This window comes from Piscibacillus salipiscarius (assembly GCF_042685285.1).
GTDB lineage: Bacteria > Bacillota > Bacilli > Bacillales > Alkalibacillaceae > Piscibacillus > Piscibacillus salipiscarius.
Genome location: NZ_JBHUMZ010000011.1, coordinates 73,423 through 90,064, shown reverse-complemented (window position 1 = coordinate 90,064; position 16,642 = coordinate 73,423). Strand labels below are relative to the sequence as shown.

Sequence of the window (16,642 nt, the reverse complement as noted above, 5' to 3'; positions counted from 1 at the left end):
AGAGTTTGGAACAACTATGAAGCTTAGGTATTTATGGATCTTACTCTTGGTTTTATCTATGGTATCGCTATTTGTTGGTGTAACGAACATTACACCTTCACAATTACTAAATTTGGATGATACGCAAAAACAAATTCTCAATCAAAGCAGGTTACCTAGATTAATTAGCATTGTGATTGCAGGAATGAGTATGGGTATATGTGGTCTGATTATGCAGCAATTAAGTCGAAACAAATTCGTCTCCCCTACTACAGCGGGAACGATGGACTCCGCGAGATTAGGAATCTTAGTATCTCTCATTCTATTCTCAACGGCGAGTCCCATTTTTAGAACGATTACAGCCTTTATCTTTGCATTACTTGGAACCTACATATTTATGAAAATTCTAGATAAGGTTAAGTTTAAAGATGCTATCTTCATCCCACTAGTTGGAATTATGTTTGGTAATATTATTGGTTCCATCACAACATTTTTCGCTTATAAGCACGACTTAATTCAAAGCATTACCACTTGGCTTCAAGGTGACTTTTCAATGATTATGAGTGGGCGCTATGAACTGCTTTACCTTAGCCTGCCACTTATGATGATCGCCTACATTTTTGCAAACAAATTCACCATAGCTGGTATGGGTAAGGAATTTTCTATTAATCTTGGTCTCAACCATAAACAGATTGTGAACATTGGCTTAATCATCGTTGCGCTAGTGACCTCATCAGTTGTGTTAACAGTAGGAATGATTCCATTTTTAGGACTAATCATTCCCAACATCGTATCGATTTTTCAAGGAGATCATTTAAGGAAAAATCTACCTCACACTGCCTTGCTAGGGGCCGTATTCGTTCTGATGTGCGATATTTTAGGACGTGTGATTATTTACCCATATGAAATACCAATTGGATTAACAGTTGGGGTGATTGGAAGCGGCATATTTATCTACCTACTTCTAAGGAGAAAGGCTTATGCGTAATTCTACAAAACTATTGAGCTTACTTGTAATAGCCTTAATCTTAATTGCTGTTTTTTTATTCACAGATTTAAATAGTTCTAATTGGGATTACGTGTTACCTAAGCGAACCATGAAGATTCTAGCAATCATTTTGACAGGAAGTGCGATTGCATTCTCAACCATTGTGTTCCAAACCATAACCAATAATCGAATTTTAACGCCGAGTATTATCGGTCTCGATTCGATGTACCTATTAATCCAAACTTTCATCATTTTTGTATTTGGCTCAACACATATGACACTAATGAATCAACATGTCAATTTTATCATTTCAGTTGTTCTAATGATTGGTTTTGCCTTAATGCTTTACAAGTTTCTATTTAAAGGTGAAGGTCAGCACATCTATTTCTTATTACTCGTCGGATTAATTTTAGGAACGTTTTTTAGCAGTTTGTCTGAATTCATGCAAGTTCTAATTGACCCTAACGAGTTCCAAGTTGTCCAAGATCGAATGTTTGCGAGTTTCAATAATGTCAATGAAGAGCTTTTTATCATTTCGGTCATTCTAATGCTTGTGACAACGCTGTACTTTATACGGTTCGCAAAATATCTTGATGTATTGTCACTTGGAAGAGAACACGCCATTAATTTAGGTGTTAACTATAACGGCGTTGTCAAACAATTGTTCATTATAATTGCCATACTTATATCAATTTCTACTGTCTTAGTTGGACCCATCACATTTTTAGGGTTGCTGGTTGCCAATGTAGCCTATCAGTTTTTGAAAACATACCAGCACAGCGTATTGATTGTTGGTGGAATTCTCATTAGTATCGTTGCATTAATCTTAGGACAATTAATTGTGGAACGAGTATTCACTTTTTCAACCACAATCAGTGTCATCATTAACTTTATTGGTGGGGTTTACTTCATTTATCTCTTATTAAAGGAGAGTCGAGCATGATTGCGATTAAAAACTTATCTAAAAAATACGGTCAAAAAACTGTTGTCAACAATGTTAATGTCGAGGTTAAAAAAGGGAAAATCACATCATTTATTGGTCCAAATGGTGCCGGTAAAAGTACATTACTATCGGCCGTAAGCCGGATGATCAAGCAAGACCTCGGAGAAGTTTACGTCGACGGTAAAGAACTTAAAAAATGGAAGAACAATGACCTTTCCAAAAAAGTAGCCATTTTAAAACAATCCAATCATTTAAATGTACGGCTCACAGTCCGTGAGCTTGTGTCATTCGGCCGTTTCCCATATTCCCAAGGACGTTTGACCGAGGATGATTGGAAGCATGTTGATGAAGCGATTTCTTTTATGGAGCTTGAAGACCTACAGGATCAATTTTTAGATGAACTAAGTGGCGGACAGCGTCAACGTGCATTTATTTCGATGGTTATCGCACAAGACACAGAGTACATTTTACTTGATGAACCATTAAATAATTTGGATATGAAGCATTCTGTCCAGATCATGAAGGTGCTACGCCGTTTAGTAAATGAATTAGGTAAAACGGTGGTACTTGTCATTCATGATATTAACTTTGCTTCATTTTATTCAGATTATATCGTTGCACTTAAAGAGGGCACCATCGTTAAACAAGGACCAACTGATGAAGTGATTAGCCAAGTTAATTTAAAAGAAATTTACGATATGGATATTCCGATTAAACAGCTGGACCGCTGTAAAGTTTGTGTCTATTTCGGATAAAAAATTATATGAGGTGATTAATATGAAGAAACTATTATTAGGTTTTGCTTTATTATCGTTAATTTTAATGGCCGCTTGTGGCGGTGAAGAAAGCAAGGCCGCACAAGGCAAAACAATGGAGGTCGAACATTCATTAGATACGGTTCAAGTTCCTAAAAACCCACAGAAGGTCGTCGTTTTTGACTTCGGAATGCTTGATACACTCAAACAATTAGATGTTGATGTCGCTGGTGTACCTAAAGATAGCCTTCCATCTTATCTTTCAGAATACGATAGTGATGAGTATGAACATGTAGGCGGACTAAAAGAACCAGATTTTGAAGCTATTCATGCAATGGATCCGGATTTAATCATCATCTCAGGACGCCAAATGAACCTATATGAAGATTTCAAAGAAATAGCCCCTACGATTTTTATTGAACTGGATTATGAGAACTATATGGATTCGTTTAAACATAACGTGAATTTAATGGGTAAAATTTTTGATAAACAAGATCAAGTCGAGAAAGAAGTAAGTGAAATAGATGGTTTAGTAGAAGAATTACAAGCCAAAACAACAGACAGCGAAAAAACTGGACTGATTACATTAGCGACAGGCGGGAAAGTCAGTGCATATGGCCCTGGGTCAAGATTCGGAATTATGCATGATGTATTTGGCGTGAAGCCTGCGGATGACACAATTGAAGTTGCGACACATGGTCAGAAAATTTCATTCGAATTTATTGTTGAAAAAGATCCTGACTACCTATACGTTATTGACCGCGATGCTGTAGTTAATGATGAACCTGCAGCTAAAGAGACTATTGAAAATGATTTAGTTAAAAACACAAAGGCATATCAAAACAATCAAATTGTATATTTAGATCCTAATTACTGGTACTTATCAGGTGGAGGGTTAATTTCCGTTAAGGAAATGGTGAAAGAAATCAATCAATCGTTTGAATAATATAGGAGTGACAATAATGGACCAGCGATTTACAATCGGTGAAATGGCAAAACTCCATAATATACCTGTCAAAACGTTACGTTACTATGATGACATCGATCTTTTTAAGCCAATTGAAGTTGACCCGAACACTAATTATCGTTATTACTCAATCGAACAATTTGAACACTTAAACACGATTAATTATTTACGTGAATTAGGCATTACTCTAAAGGAGATCAAGCAGCAATTTAATGTGAGAGACCGGCAAATGTTTTACGATATGTTAGCTAGACAAGAAGCACGGGTTGAGCAGGAGATTAAACATCTTAAGCGGGCTAAAAAGCGTTTAAATAATAGGCAGCGAGAATTACTTTGCCAATATGATGATTGCGGGAAACCCAAAGTTCAAACCGTTCACAAACGTCGTATTGCTCAGTTAAAACAGCCAATTAGGAGCCATGCAGAGCTTGAACTTTCCTTAAAACAGCTTGAAAAGCGCTCCGGTTTAAACGCCTCTATTTTTATTGGTGGCGTTGGAGTTTCACGCTCGGTTGAAACGTTGCCTAAACAAGTTTACAACTCTATTTTTCTAATGCTTGAGGATGAAGATATTGATTGTGAACTTGAAACCATTATGCCTGAGCGAGAATATGCAACACTTTTGGTAAACCGAGAACGAATACATCCTAAAGATTATGAACCATTGCTTCATTTAATAGATAAAAACAAACTTATAGTCGATGGAGATGCGATTGAGCGCACCATCATCGACCGCTATATCACTTCAAACCAAAAAGAGCACTTGTCTGAAATTCAAGTGCCCGTGTTAACATAATTTACCCATGGGCTGTCCCAAAAGTCATAAAAATGACTGGGGTGGCTCTTTTATTTTTCACTAATAGATCGGATGAATAATGTACCTGTCAACACTGATAGAACAACCTGTGTTTCAGTTAATAAAAAGACTTGTAATAAAAAATTATCAGTAATCCCAAACCATTTTGTCCAATATAATCTTGGAATAAATACTAGCACCATTAGTAACAAGGTTGGGACGAATAATTTCCAATTAAACTTAAACCTTCTCTTAAATAAGCTTCTTAACCCGTTCCACTCCATTAGGACGCCAAATAGAAAGGCACATAAGGTCATGCTCATGAGAAGAATATATGTACGCTCCTCAACTCTTTGTGCCGCTTCTTGTAATTCATAATAATTAATTGTCATTAAATAGAGTAATAAAATCATACCTAATACGATGGATAAAACGCTTAATACTTTCTTTAAGATACTCTCCCCTCCCTTAATTTTAACCTTTCTTTGTAACAGGAAAATGAACTTCTAATACGGATTCTGGATCATCCCCTTTAAAATCTTCTCCGTAAAATTCTATTTCAAATGCTCCAGATTTTTGATAATCCGATTGAGGTAACCATTCATTATAAAAATAATTAAAGCCCTTACCTATCTCATTCGTCATACCTTGGTATCGAACGATCGCATATTCTTGTTCAGGAATCTCTTTTACGACCATGCCTTCTGGTATGTCATCAGTATTCGTAACGGCTATGCCTGCCGTATATAAAAAACGATTACCTAACTGCCAATCTTTAGGAAATTCGATTAATCCATATTTTTCATGATTATTAGCTAAATTAGGAATTTGATCTTCGACCTCACTAAACTCTTCCCACAGACCTGGAATAGAGTTCGGCTCGCTCTTTTTCATAATCCCATAAGTTTTAATTTCTAACCCAACGATTGTTACTTGATCTCGCTTTTCCACACGTACATCCATAGGTAACCTCCTGAAGTTTTTGACTCTATTATATCATTTCACTAAAATGTAAGTAATAACCAATGGGAGGAATGACGTATGGGATTATTTGATGGAATGATGGGGAATGCATCTGAAATGGATACAGAAAAGGTTCAGGATGAGCTTGAGGAGTTATTAGCACCAAGTGAACAAGTTGAACATGCTTATAAATTAATTCGTGACCTCTTTGTCTTCACAAATAAGCGCTTGATTCTAATCGACAAACAAGGCATGACTGGTAAGAAAACCGAGTATCACTCCATCCCTTATAAGAGCATCACTCACTTTTCGATTGAGACAGCAGGAACATTTGATTTAGAAGCAGAGCTCAAAATTTGGATTTCTGGCAGCTCAGCACCTCTTGAGAAGACTTTTAATAAACAGCTTAATATCTACAAAGTACAGTCAGTATTAGCTGAATATGTCTTATAATGTTAGCGGAACCCAGGTTTGGGTTCCCGTTTTTTTATTCAAAGCTTTACCTCATTTTTATGAGGATTTTTTTGATTTATGAGGAATTTCATAAATATATAAGGAAAAAATTATTTTTATGAGGAAAAATATAAATTTATAAGGAATTTTTAGATTTTATGAGGAAATTACTAAATCTCCTATGTTATATTTTGCTCCTTTCCCTTTCCCTGTAGTAGGGACTTTTAGCTGACTTAACAGATACCTAGTAACTTCTCTATTTTCAATATTTAAAAAGTCTCTGGCATCTTTATTACTTATCCAATTGTTAATCAACAGTGCATAATCACGAAGTCCATTTATATGAGCATCTTTACTTTCAGCCTTACATTGGCAAAACCACCTCCCATGGACACGTTCCATCCCTATTCGATTACATTTTGGACATTGCACACCTTTTAACAATTGATTCTTGGTTAGCCCAAAACGGTCCATCAGATCAATTTTTTCCGAAGTGTGTTCGCGGAGGAATAATTCTTTTGCTAACGCCAGATCGGTGTCCTTCCAAACAGTATGAGTTAAGATTTCGTGAAGCTTTTGATATTTAAAAATAAACTCTTGAAGTGTGATGACGTTTCTTAAATGGAAATGATCATTTGGTTCAATGTGAAGAATACCTTTACGGCTGACAAATACGACTAACGTATAGATTGGTATTTCGGGGAGATGGTTTATCTTTAAGAATTGCTGTAATTGAAGCTTTTGTTGTGACACTTGGAGGACAGGGTTGGGGAATTTCTCAATGGTGCCATTTAAAACTCGTAACATTTGCTTTGTTTCTTTTTTGAAATAAATGTCTCCAGACATATTTTTCACTTCAACAATCATCAAAAATCTAGGAGTTATTAACAGTGTATCCATCTGGAAGAAATTTTTCTCTCTTGGAAGTCGTAAGTCAAAGAAACAACTTAAATCTGATGTAGAGATTATATCTACATAATAGTCTAATAATCTCTCACCTCGATCTCCTACCCTTACTATGCGAAGCGCGTCTTCAATGTCCGGTGTGACATCTAAACTTGGATGAACTCTCCTACTTAGTGCTTCAAGAGACCAAAGTCTAACAGGTGGATCATGGTCTTTACAAATCAACATGTTCACTCCTTTTTATCAGTCTAAACAAAATTATAGAAATATCTCCTATCCCCGACAAGTACTTTTTACCTACCTAAAAACACTTCTTTAGCCCCTAATAATGACATACCTATATGATAGATAATTAGAGTAACTAAATTTTTAGGAGGTATTTATGTATAAGAAAATTTCACTCGTCACTCTGTTTCTTGTATTGATTTTTGGAAGCGTTTTCACTAATGCGGATACACAGAAGCTTGAGGATCCCAAGTTAGTTGCACCACAAGATGATGGCATCTCCATCATGGGTAAAGCCAGTAATGGAAATGATGAAACGCCAGGTGAATGGTATATCGGTTCCACACCATCCAACCTGGACCCTAGCAAGCCTATTCTTCTCTTTGTACACGGATTAAATAGTACGGCGCAAATTTGGTGGGAAGATAATGACATGTACCAAACCGCTTACGATGCCGGTTATCAAACCACGTTTCTTCAACTTCATGATGCAGGTGGGTACAACGAAGACATGTGGGATAATGGTCAATTATTAGCTGAAAAAATCATTGAGATCTCAAACCACTTTAATGGCAAACCTATTACCATCGTCGCTCACAGCAAAGGCGGCGTTGACTCCCAGACTGCTCTCACTTATTATGGTGCTCATCAATATGTCGACAACGTTATTACTCTTTCAAGCCCACATCACGGGTCACAATTAGCTGATCTTGCCTACAGCTCTTGGGCAAGCTGGCTTGCCGATTTAATTGGAGCTAAAGGAGACGGCACTTACTCGATGCAAATGGCTGAAATGGAAGCTTATCGTCAGCAAACTGACCCACAACCACTCGCTTATTATAACGACTACTATACATTAGCCGGTACTTCATGGGGTTCCGCATTCTCTTCAACTTGGTACGGAGGTATGTATCTATCATCTTACGGATCTAATGATGGTGTCGTAACCGTTGATAGCAGCAGACTTCCTGGCGGTACAGAAGTAGCTGTTGGCGATTGGGATCACTCTTCAATTCGTACTGGTATCACCTTCCCAGTCTTTGATGACTATTTAGCAGATCAACAAAATTTCACATCCCAAAAACAGCCTAAAGGTAAGAAAAAGAACCTCAAATCAAATCAATGGATTCACGGCGGGGAACTTAAAGAAGGTCAAGATGGCATCTCGATGGCAGTTGAAGATGATGTTTCAGAACTTAACATTAATCTCATGACTTCAAAACAACCTAAGTCTATGAAGCTAGTCGACCCTAATGGTAAAGAACATCCTGCATTATTTAAATCTACTAGCATTGACGACGGTGTCTTTAAAAATGCCATTAGTCACATGGCATCAATTAAACGTCCTACACCTGGGGAATGGACTCTTAAAATTAATTCTCACACTCCCGACTCCTACCTATTAATGAACGATTATCGCACGAAACGACCATTTAATCTTAACAAACACATTAAACAAAATGGTGACTTAAATCTGACCTACCAAATGCAAAGCCAAAACAAGATTAAACACACAACCTACACTGTTACCGAGTCTAAGAACCCTGCCAATACAAAGAAATTCACTAATCAATCTAACCATTCTCAAAACATCCAATTAGGTAAACCAAACACTACTTATAACGTGACAATTGATATTGAAGGCGTCACAGAAAAAGGTTATCCATTTAAAAGAACCATTGTGGAGTCTGTTAAAGTTCCAGGACCCCATCATAGATAAGGTTTAATCAAACCCAAATGATTTTATTATCGATTAACAAAAACCTTCCGCTGAGCATTTAAGCTCTGTGGAAGGTTTTTAATAAAAAATACGATTTCGTTTTTTTACTTTTTTATTTAACAAATAACCGATTACTAGACCTATTAAGCCTATGATCCAAAGAACTCTTGCAGATGACTCAAAGAGTATATAATTAAGCGCATCTTGTAATCCGTTTGTTTCGGGAAAATCAACTAACAATAAGCCAATCCCTAAGATGATCGCCAATATTCCAACAACTAAGCTACTCTTAGCGGCAACTTTCATCACAATCCCCCAAAATCTTATAATTCTCACTTTTCTCATTTTAACACAATCATTTATTTATTGGTAATTAATTAAGATGCTTCGTGCAATTAAATAATGAGATTTCCCACTTTTGTCCATCATAGTGCAACTTAGTTAAAGAAGTATTATTCAACCGATTATTTTGACTAACTGGTTCAACTAATTCCGCTAATAATTGTCTCAGAAAAGAACCATGTGAGATAACTAAAATGTGCTTTTCAGGATGTTGGTCTACTATTTCATTTATAAAAGCCAGCCCTCGCTCGACCACACTTTTGTTATTTTCAATTCCTAAATCTTCTTCATACCACTTCTCACCCCAACGTTCAATTCGCTCAGCTTTAGTCGTCCCTTCGATTTGTCCACCATAGGCTTCTCTAATTCTTTCATCTGTTATTACAGGAACTTCTAATTTCGTAGCTATTATTTCTGCTGTTTTATGTGCTCGCTTTAAATCACTAGAATAAACAACTGACCACTTTTCGTCTTTCAAGCGTTCAGCAAGCTTTTCCGCATCTTCCAAACCCTTATCGTTCAATGGAATATCCGAGCTTCCTTGTGCTTTCCTAGCAATATTCCAATCAGTAATTCCATGTCTAACAAATCCAATTACAGTCATTACAAATCCCTCCTTAACCATATAGAAAAAATGCTGCCGAATAACAGCAGCATTTTTAAATGCTCATCTTTGGAACATACCACATTAGTCGGTTTTTCCCCGACGCTTTTGCTTTATATAAAGCACGGTCTGCTTTTCTTATTAAATCATCCACTTCTTCTCCGTCATCAGGTGCCATCGCGACACCAATACTTAACGTTACGTGATAGATTTTACCTCTAATCTCCCACGGCTTAGATGAAGCATGGTCTAGTCGTTCTGCAACTTTAATAACGTCTTCCTCACTTTTAACACCTGTTAAGAGTACATTAAATTCATCTCCGCCTATTCTCGCGATCATATCTTCTTCTCTTAAGCAATTGCGAAGACGTCTAGCTAAATGCAAAAGGAAATCATCACCTGCATCATGTCCTAAGTCGTCATTGATTTGTTTAAAATTATCACAGTCCAAATATAATACAGCAAGCTTCTCATTTGTTTCTTTGTGACGATCTATTTCTCTAGCTAGTGTTTGTTTAAAGTGTCTACGGTTTGGAATACCTGTTAGCGGATCATTATTGGCTAGATAGAAAACTTTTTGTTCCGCTTCTTTACGTTCAGTAATATCTATTAATACGCCTTCGATATATAAGATGTCACCATTTCTTCCTCTTGTCACGGTCGTCCGATCATCAATCCAGCGAACTCGCCCATCGGATGTAATTAGCCGGTACTCTTGTTTATATTTATAGACACCTCTACTCAAGTAATCTTCTACCTCAGCCTCTACTCTTGGTAGATCGTTAGGGTGTACGATTAGAGAAAAATCTATTTGTTCTTTTAAGAATTTCTCTGGTGAATAACCAAATTGCTCTACATTATTTGATACATAGTCAATCGGCCATCCTTTATCTGCTTTCCATCTGAAAATGATAGCCGGACTATTTTCAATCACTCGATTAGCTAATTGTAGTGCTTCTTGCGATTGCTTCTTATCTATAATAACGGCTGCTAAGTGACTGAACTGATCAAAAATTTGTTTTTCTTCTTCAGTTGGCTTTCGATTTTCATTCGGATAGAAAGCTAAAGTTCCGTATAATTCCCCACTCGAAGATACAATCGGAATCGACCAGCATCCTTTAATATCATATTTAACAGCAACTTCCCTATGATTCTCCCATAACGAATCAACTTTAGCATCCTCTACGACTACTAAATCATTTATGTATGCGGAGGTCCCACATGATCCTGATTTTGGTCCAACCTTTAAGCCGTCCATATTTTCTAAATACGCCCTTGAAAACCGAGGGCCAATAGGGTTCTCCAGACTATGTAGTTTTCCATTATATTCAGTGATAGTCGCACGAACATCTGGAAGAACTACTGCTATCGTCTCGGTTAATCTCTCTAATATTTTGCATAGTGGCAGATGATCTGCCGCTAGCATCTCTATAATTCTACTTTGTTCTTTCAAGAAATGTTGGACATTAATCAGATGAGCCATGTAGGTGCCCCCACTACCATTTTTTAATATCGCTATAAAATATAACGATATTTATATTTTACTATACCACTTTTCTGAAAGATTAAAAGTATTTCGACAAAAATTTTACAAAATTTTCTTTTAATTTTAGTTTAACCCTATTGGAGAAGATTATTACATAAATAAAACTGCTGGCTAAGGCCAGCAGTTTATATTCTTAATGGTTTCCATTTTTGAACTTACCGTCTTTAGCAAGTTCTTTAAGTCTTTCTTTAGCTCGATCAGAAGCGTTAGGGTTGTCAGTTAGCGGTGTAACAAGTTCTACTTCTTGAATACGTCCTTCTGCATAATATTCAATTGGTTCATCAAATGATTTAATATAGTCAACAGTAGCATCTAAATCAGTTGGACCAACTTCTGAGCTTAACGCTAAGTTTTCAATATTACTATCAGGGTCACCGAACATGTAATTATTAACTACAACTGTGTATACTTCGTTAGGGTCAATTTCAGATCCATCTGGAAGGAACACATCAATTACTTCCATCTCATCATAGTTCCATGTATAGCTGAATCCAGCTACACTATAATCTGGACCATACGGCTCGCTTAATTGATTATTTAACACATCAATAATGGACTCTCCCGTAAGTTCAGCTTTGACTAAAGTGTTTCCAAATGGCTGAACTGTAAAGACTTCACCGTACGTAATCGGACCTTCGTCAATGTCAGCACGAATGCCGCCACCATTCATCATAGCCATATCAGCATCCATTGCCCACTTCATGCCATCAGCAATTAAGTTACCTAACGGATTATCGCCTTGTTCTCCGCGTGCAGCATAACCGCCTTCTAAAGGTACCGCTGCATCTCCGATAACTTCATTTTTAATATCATCAACAAGTGTTTCATATTTATCTAAGATTGACGCAACAGCAGGATCTGGCTCCATACCATGTTGAGCAACGGTTACTACCTCAGCTGTTTTCTCAACAATGTCACCAGTTGCAGGATCAATTTTTAAATCAACGTCTGAAAATGCTGTTCCATAAGAATAAGCTTGAACGATTAATTTACCGTCTACTAATCCATTGTTATAAACGTGGTTGTGAGCTGCAAAAATCACGTCAACTTCATCATCAACACTGTTCGCAATGTTAGCAGCATCTCCAGTAATAGCATCCCCTTCTTGGAAAGCAGGATTATGTGCAAGAACGACTATTGACTTAACACCTTGTTCTTTTAATTCTGGAACATATTTATTAATCGCTTCTGCTTCATCTGTAAACTCTACATTTTCGTTTCCTTCTTTAATTACCATATTTGGAGTTTCTGTAGTCACAACTCCAATAAACCCAATTTTCTGACCTTCAACTTCTTTAACTACATAAGGGTCAACAATCAACTCTTCAGTATCTTTATATTGAACATTTGCTGCTACAACAGGGAAATTCATACCGTCATAGCCTTCCGTACCGTTTGGATGTTCTCCGCCATTAATCATACGAAGAAGCTCATCGACACCTTCATCAAATTCATGGTTGCCTAATGTACCTACATCCATACCCATTTCTTCCATGATTTCTACAGTTGGTTCATCTTGGAATGACGCTGAAATTAATGGACTTCCGCCAATCATATCACCGGAATGAACCATTAGCGTATTATCTGGGTTTGTTGCTTCACGTTCTTTTAAATAAGCAGCTAGATAATCTGCACGTCCAGCCGGGTCGTTTTCTCCATCCCCATCAAAATCCGCAAAGGAATCTTCGTAATCGATCTGACCGTGCCAATCATTTACTCCTAGTAACTGTACGTCAACTAAATCTTGTTCAACAGCAGTTAAGCTACTAAACGAAGGTACTAGTAAAGACAAAGATAATAGAATCATAACGAACTTTTTCATCATTATTCCTCCCTTTATGTATGTTCCAAATACAATATATCATAGAATTAATAGGTACATTGACTCAATTGTGTCACTCTATTATTAATTTTTCGTAAATTAAAACCATACTCGCAAGACTCGATAGATTTAGTTTAATATAGACTGATTTCGGTCATAGTTAAATAGAGAGGTGATTCTTATGACAGTTAATTTAAAAAGAATTTACAATGAAGCTTATAAAAATGATGGAAAGCGTGTGTTAATTGATCGCGTGTGGCCAAGAGGTGTATCAAAAGAGAAGGCTCAATTAGATGAATGGCTAAAAGAAGTCGCGCCCACTTCCGATTTAAGAAAGTGGTTTAATCATGATCCAGATAAGTTTAAAGAGTTTAAAAAGAAATATAAAGAAGAACTCAAAAAAAATGAAGAACAAAATGAAGCATTTAATCAATTAAAGGATTGGACATCTAATGGAAAGGTTACTCTTCTATATGCAACAAAAGAGGAAAAATACAACCACGCTCAAGTGTTAAAGGACTTATTAACGTAAAAATGAGGTTGGGAAACTCCAACCTCATTTACTTATCTTTTTTTAAGAAATTTAGAATCCCATCCATTAACCCTTCAGCTAATGGTAAGTCAGGGTTAGCATACGTACTCATGTTACTAGAACGATCTTCAGGTGCTTCTTTAAGAACGTGATTCATCTCTTCAATTACCAACTCTTCAGCATCTAGATTAGCATTAGCTAATCGATCAGCATTTTCTACTGATATTTGAACATCATGTGTGCCCTGAACAATTAACACTGGCATGTTTAACTTTTTTATCTCCTCAGCAGGGTCGTAGTTCATCCATGATATTAGAAATGGTTGCAGCTCCGGTGCAAACAAACTGTATAATTTAGGACTGACATCTTCAACCGTCTTTCCTTGCTCAAGTTTATTCAAAACGTTTTTAGATTCGTTTAATTGTTTTTCACTTACCTGACCTTCAATCTGATCCAAAATCACTTCACCAATCGGTTTGCCAGCTCCTGCAACGGAAACAAAATAATCAGCTCCCGCTTCTTGAGCCGCTAACATACCAACTAACGAACCTTGACTGTGCCCAATTACACTAACCTCAGAAAAACGTTCATCACCGTGCATCATATTAAGCCAAGCTTTCGCATCATTTACGAAATCTTTGAAGCGTAATTCGCTTTCAGGTATGACCGCCTCTTCATTTTCCCGAACACCACGCTTACTATAACGAATCGATGCTATTCCATTTTCTGCAAGCGATTCAGCTACTAATTTCAAGCTATTATTTTTACCTGGGATACCCTTTGAATTACCATCGCGACTAGTTGGACCTGAACCAGGGATAATTAAAGCAACAGGGTAAGGCCCTTCACCTTCTGGCGTTAACAGTTCGCCTTTTAATTCGCCATGTTCAGTTTCAACTGACAATAAATCTTCAGGTTCTGAACGCTCGCCTGTTTGCCCAGCCAATTGACCTCTTTCTAAATGAAAAGGGAATTCCTGTCCTTCTTGCGTAAACGTCCCTTCGATCAAATCCTCATTTTCTAAAACGCCTTCAAACTTGACCTCTTGATTCGGGAGTGGCACCTCAAATGAAATGTTCTCTCCGTCAAATTTCAAGTGGGTTAAAGAAAATTCATTTAAATTTTGTATAGGAATACTGATATTACCAGTAAATTTTTCTTTATGGTCAAATTCGATAATGATATTAAGAGGCTGCTCCTCTACTTCGATCGCCCCGTTCCATGTACCGACTAATTGATCTTCAACAGGTGCTCCTTCTTGATCATCAGAACAAGCAGCCAGCATCCATAAAGAAAATAAAACAATTAAACATAAAGCTTTTTTCATAGCGAACACCCTTTAATGGTTTTACTATTAAGACGAAACCTCTTATATAAAGGTTTCATATATCATTTAACTCCTTTTTGATAAAGGATAAATCGATAAACTCTGAACAACCATTGAAATAATTATGGCACCTATTGCGAGTGAGATAATCATATCAGCTTGGTTTGCGTATTGATCTTTAAACATCAGAAGTAAAGCAACTGACATCGTACCTTTAATTCCAGCCCAAGTCATAATGTGTACATCAGTAAATTTAAATCGTTCTCTTAAGTTTGGTATGGTTTTATAACTAATTAGTAAGATGATTTCCCTAGATATAAGTGATAGAACGAAGATGACTAGCATCGCCCACCATTCGCTGAGCTGAATTAATTTCTGCACTTCTAACCCCATTACTATGAATAGTATGGATAACACGACTGGGTTTATGTTTTCCCAAAAACCTCTTAAATAATTTCTCGTTTGCTCTCTATTTTGTTTCTCTAACTCAAAAGATAACATTAATCCTGCAGTTACTGTAGCAAGAACACCCGATACTCCAAAATGTTCTGCCGTTAGAAAACCTCCATAAGCTAGGATCAAACTCACCATTACTTGATACTCTCGGTGATTAAGCCAAAAAATAATCTTACTAAAAATATAACCAAATATTAGTCCAGTTAAAATGCCACCTAGCGAAACTAGCAGAAATTCTTGAAAGAAAGAGAGGATGTGAAATCCTTTTTGATTCGAATAAATACCAGCTACAACCGTAAATAAGACGACACTTGTCCCGTCATTAAACAATGACTCTCCTTCAACCACATCTGCTAGATCATCTTTATTGGTTGACTTTTTTAATATATTAACTACTGAAACGGGATCCGTTGGGGTAAGAATTGCTGCAATGACTAAAGCTGCTAGAAAACTTAATGATAATGCAGATCCTAAAGTGAAATAAATCAATCCAGCAAACAGAAATGCCACAAACAACATACCAATAGTACTTAAAGTAATAAAAGCTGGATAATACTTTTTAAAATCTTTAAGAGGAAATTCATAAGCAGAGACGAACAATAAAGCGGGTAAAAACCAATGTAAAATCATTTTTTCAGTTAGTACGACATCGTGATAAAAAGGAATAAATGATAATCCGATTCCAACTATTAATAATAAAACTGGAACAGGGATGTATTCTTTCTTTTTATCTATTGCAAAAATGATTGTTCCAATGAGTATAAACGATATGATTTGATAAGCGTTCATCTTTGTCACCTCTTATCCATACCATACCCTTTTTTTAGATACTAAAATGCAATGGTGACAAAAAACCAAATGATCATAATCAGTTGGATCACAACTTTTGCTAGTGAGCCACTTAAAAATCCGATAAACGAACCGACTGATGCTCGAAAAGCCTCTTTTGTCGAACGCTTTTGGATAAGTTCTGTAACTAAAACTGCAACAAATGGTACGACTAGAATTCCGAATGGAGGTACAATAAATGAGCCAACAATAACAGCTACAGCAGCAACTTGTTCACCTCGTTTAGAACCACCATATTTTTTAACAAAGTAACTGTTGGCAATCACATCCGCACCAATTAAAATAATGGTGAAGATAACCATAATCGAATAGAAGACCCAACCAAGTTCCGCGTTATCTATAAAGAAATGGTACGCTAAGAAACCAAGCCACAACACTAATACAGATGGAATGATAGGAAATAATATTCCTACAAAACTTAATACGAAAAAGGCTATAATCAATATCCATATAACTATATCCATACAAA

The 16,642-nt window shown here is 36.5% G+C and carries 18 protein-coding genes; 8 read left to right on the top strand and 10 right to left on the bottom strand.

All coding sequences use genetic code 11. The features are described 5' to 3' along the window. Positions 1-16 precede the first annotated feature (16 nt). Genes ACFSW4_RS03235 through ACFSW4_RS03215 form a run of 5 tightly spaced genes read left to right on the top strand, consistent with a single transcriptional unit; the run spans position 17 to position 4,428 of the window. The gene (locus ACFSW4_RS03235) at positions 17-967 is read left to right on the top strand and encodes an ABC transporter permease (RefSeq protein ID WP_054752091.1); all 951 of its coding nucleotides are present in this window, start codon (positions 17-19) and stop codon (positions 965-967) included. Further along, a complete protein-coding gene (locus ACFSW4_RS03230) occupies positions 960-1,910 on the top strand; it encodes an iron chelate uptake ABC transporter family permease subunit (RefSeq protein ID WP_377327413.1) in 951 nt (316 codons plus the stop codon). The genes ACFSW4_RS03235 and ACFSW4_RS03230 overlap by 8 nt, the downstream gene beginning before the upstream one ends. Next, positions 1,907-2,665, top strand: a complete 759-nt coding sequence (locus ACFSW4_RS03225) for an iron ABC transporter ATP-binding protein (RefSeq protein WP_377327411.1) — start codon at positions 1,907-1,909, stop codon at positions 2,663-2,665. The genes ACFSW4_RS03230 and ACFSW4_RS03225 overlap by 4 nt, the downstream gene beginning before the upstream one ends. Before the next feature lie 22 nt (positions 2,666-2,687). Further along, positions 2,688-3,611 (top strand): siderophore ABC transporter substrate-binding protein, encoded by a 924-nt coding sequence (locus ACFSW4_RS03220; RefSeq protein ID WP_377327409.1) that lies wholly within the window; start codon positions 2,688-2,690, stop codon positions 3,609-3,611. Between the two features lie 16 nt (positions 3,612-3,627). After that, positions 3,628-4,428: a MerR family transcriptional regulator gene (locus ACFSW4_RS03215; RefSeq protein ID WP_377327408.1), complete on the top strand. Its 801-nt coding sequence runs from the start codon at positions 3,628-3,630 to the stop codon at positions 4,426-4,428. A gap of 50 nt (positions 4,429-4,478) precedes the next feature. Here ACFSW4_RS03215 and ACFSW4_RS03210 read toward each other — a convergent pair whose 3' ends face one another. Together ACFSW4_RS03210 and ACFSW4_RS03205 are read right to left on the bottom strand one after the other, a co-directional pair. Continuing rightward, a complete protein-coding gene (locus ACFSW4_RS03210; protein ID WP_054752097.1) occupies positions 4,479-4,841 on the bottom strand; it encodes a hypothetical protein in 363 nt (120 codons plus the stop codon). A gap of 61 nt (positions 4,842-4,902) precedes the next feature. Then, the gene (locus tag ACFSW4_RS03205) at positions 4,903-5,391 is read right to left on the bottom strand and encodes a GyrI-like domain-containing protein (RefSeq protein ID WP_054752099.1); all 489 of its coding nucleotides are present in this window, start codon (positions 5,389-5,391) and stop codon (positions 4,903-4,905) included. A gap of 78 nt (positions 5,392-5,469) precedes the next feature. Between ACFSW4_RS03205 and ACFSW4_RS03200 the strand changes: the two genes are divergently transcribed. Further along, on the top strand, positions 5,470-5,844 hold the full coding sequence (locus ACFSW4_RS03200) for a PH domain-containing protein (protein WP_054752101.1): 375 nt from the start codon (positions 5,470-5,472) through the stop codon (positions 5,842-5,844). Between the two features lie 156 nt (positions 5,845-6,000). Here ACFSW4_RS03200 and ACFSW4_RS03195 read toward each other — a convergent pair whose 3' ends face one another. Beyond that, entirely contained in the window at positions 6,001-6,975 is a 975-nt protein-coding gene (locus tag ACFSW4_RS03195) for a nuclease-related domain-containing protein (protein WP_377327406.1), read from the bottom strand. Positions 6,976-7,132: 157 nt separating this feature from the next. Between ACFSW4_RS03195 and ACFSW4_RS03190 the strand changes: the two genes are divergently transcribed. Continuing rightward, the gene (locus ACFSW4_RS03190; RefSeq protein ID WP_377327404.1) at positions 7,133-8,695 is read left to right on the top strand and encodes a lipase family alpha/beta hydrolase; all 1,563 of its coding nucleotides are present in this window, start codon (positions 7,133-7,135) and stop codon (positions 8,693-8,695) included. Positions 8,696-8,773: 78 nt separating this feature from the next. On the opposite strand, the gene ACFSW4_RS03185 is transcribed toward ACFSW4_RS03190, so the two are convergent. From ACFSW4_RS03185 to ACFSW4_RS03170, 4 genes are all read right to left on the bottom strand, one after another. Continuing rightward, positions 8,774-9,001: a hypothetical protein gene (locus tag ACFSW4_RS03185; protein ID WP_377327402.1), complete on the bottom strand. Its 228-nt coding sequence runs from the start codon at positions 8,999-9,001 to the stop codon at positions 8,774-8,776. 67 nt (positions 9,002-9,068) lie between these two features. Further along, positions 9,069-9,641 carry a histidine phosphatase family protein gene (locus ACFSW4_RS03180; protein ID WP_377327400.1) on the bottom strand — a complete coding sequence of 191 codons (573 nt, stop codon included), beginning with the start codon at positions 9,639-9,641 and terminating at the stop codon, positions 9,069-9,071. 55 nt (positions 9,642-9,696) lie between these two features. Next, on the bottom strand, positions 9,697-11,124 hold the full coding sequence (locus tag ACFSW4_RS03175) for a sensor domain-containing diguanylate cyclase (protein WP_377327398.1): 1,428 nt from the start codon (positions 11,122-11,124) through the stop codon (positions 9,697-9,699). A gap of 196 nt (positions 11,125-11,320) precedes the next feature. Continuing rightward, positions 11,321-13,009 (bottom strand): 5'-nucleotidase C-terminal domain-containing protein, encoded by a 1,689-nt coding sequence (locus ACFSW4_RS03170; RefSeq protein WP_377327396.1) that lies wholly within the window; start codon positions 13,007-13,009, stop codon positions 11,321-11,323. Between the two features lie 181 nt (positions 13,010-13,190). On the opposite strand from ACFSW4_RS03170, the gene ACFSW4_RS03165 reads away from it, so the two are divergent. After that, entirely contained in the window at positions 13,191-13,541 is a 351-nt protein-coding gene (locus ACFSW4_RS03165) for a DUF488 domain-containing protein (protein ID WP_377327394.1), read from the top strand. A gap of 28 nt (positions 13,542-13,569) precedes the next feature. Here the strand turns inward: ACFSW4_RS03165 and ACFSW4_RS03160 are convergent, their stop codons facing one another. The 3 genes from ACFSW4_RS03160 to ACFSW4_RS03150 all read right to left on the bottom strand — a co-directional run bounded on the left by ACFSW4_RS03160 (position 13,570) and on the right by ACFSW4_RS03150 (position 16,637). Beyond that, positions 13,570-14,868 carry a hypothetical protein gene (locus ACFSW4_RS03160; RefSeq protein WP_054752116.1) on the bottom strand — a complete coding sequence of 433 codons (1,299 nt, stop codon included), beginning with the start codon at positions 14,866-14,868 and terminating at the stop codon, positions 13,570-13,572. A 66-nt stretch (positions 14,869-14,934) separates the two neighbouring features. Further along, positions 14,935-16,113, bottom strand: coding sequence for a cation:proton antiporter (locus ACFSW4_RS03155; protein ID WP_377327392.1), 1,179 nt, complete (start codon positions 16,111-16,113; stop codon positions 14,935-14,937). A 41-nt stretch (positions 16,114-16,154) separates the two neighbouring features. Further along, positions 16,155-16,637 (bottom strand): DUF456 domain-containing protein, encoded by a 483-nt coding sequence (locus ACFSW4_RS03150; protein ID WP_377327390.1) that lies wholly within the window; start codon positions 16,635-16,637, stop codon positions 16,155-16,157. Between the last annotated feature and the right edge of the window lie 5 nt (positions 16,638-16,642).

Excerpts from the sequence above, each read along its gene's own strand:
- ACFSW4_RS03155 (WP_377327392.1), bottom strand. The coding sequence starts at position 16,113 with ATGAACGCTTATCAAATCATATCGTTTATACTCATTGGAACAATCATT.
- ACFSW4_RS03230 (WP_377327413.1), top strand. The coding sequence starts at position 960 with ATGCGTAATTCTACAAAACTATTGAGCTTACTTGTAATAGCCTTAATC.
- ACFSW4_RS03180 (WP_377327400.1), bottom strand. The coding sequence starts at position 9,641 with ATGACTGTAATTGGATTTGTTAGACATGGAATTACTGATTGGAATATT.
- ACFSW4_RS03150 (WP_377327390.1), bottom strand. The coding sequence starts at position 16,637 with ATGGATATAGTTATATGGATATTGATTATAGCCTTTTTCGTATTAAGT.
- ACFSW4_RS03175 (WP_377327398.1), bottom strand. The coding sequence starts at position 11,124 with ATGGCTCATCTGATTAATGTCCAACATTTCTTGAAAGAACAAAGTAGA.
- ACFSW4_RS03205 (WP_054752099.1), bottom strand. The coding sequence starts at position 5,391 with ATGGATGTACGTGTGGAAAAGCGAGATCAAGTAACAATCGTTGGGTTA.
- ACFSW4_RS03215 (WP_377327408.1), top strand. The coding sequence starts at position 3,628 with ATGGACCAGCGATTTACAATCGGTGAAATGGCAAAACTCCATAATATA.
- ACFSW4_RS03210 (WP_054752097.1), bottom strand. The coding sequence starts at position 4,841 with ATGATTTTATTACTCTATTTAATGACAATTAATTATTATGAATTACAA.
- ACFSW4_RS03170 (WP_377327396.1), bottom strand. The coding sequence starts at position 13,009 with ATGAAAAAGTTCGTTATGATTCTATTATCTTTGTCTTTACTAGTACCT.
- ACFSW4_RS03220 (WP_377327409.1), top strand. The coding sequence starts at position 2,688 with ATGAAGAAACTATTATTAGGTTTTGCTTTATTATCGTTAATTTTAATG.
- ACFSW4_RS03235 (WP_054752091.1), top strand. The coding sequence starts at position 17 with ATGAAGCTTAGGTATTTATGGATCTTACTCTTGGTTTTATCTATGGTA.
- ACFSW4_RS03200 (WP_054752101.1), top strand. The coding sequence starts at position 5,470 with ATGGGATTATTTGATGGAATGATGGGGAATGCATCTGAAATGGATACA.
- ACFSW4_RS03190 (WP_377327404.1), top strand. The coding sequence starts at position 7,133 with ATGTATAAGAAAATTTCACTCGTCACTCTGTTTCTTGTATTGATTTTT.
- ACFSW4_RS03225 (WP_377327411.1), top strand. The coding sequence starts at position 1,907 with ATGATTGCGATTAAAAACTTATCTAAAAAATACGGTCAAAAAACTGTT.
- ACFSW4_RS03165 (WP_377327394.1), top strand. The coding sequence starts at position 13,191 with ATGACAGTTAATTTAAAAAGAATTTACAATGAAGCTTATAAAAATGAT.
- ACFSW4_RS03160 (WP_054752116.1), bottom strand. The coding sequence starts at position 14,868 with ATGAAAAAAGCTTTATGTTTAATTGTTTTATTTTCTTTATGGATGCTG.
- ACFSW4_RS03185 (WP_377327402.1), bottom strand. The coding sequence starts at position 9,001 with ATGAAAGTTGCCGCTAAGAGTAGCTTAGTTGTTGGAATATTGGCGATC.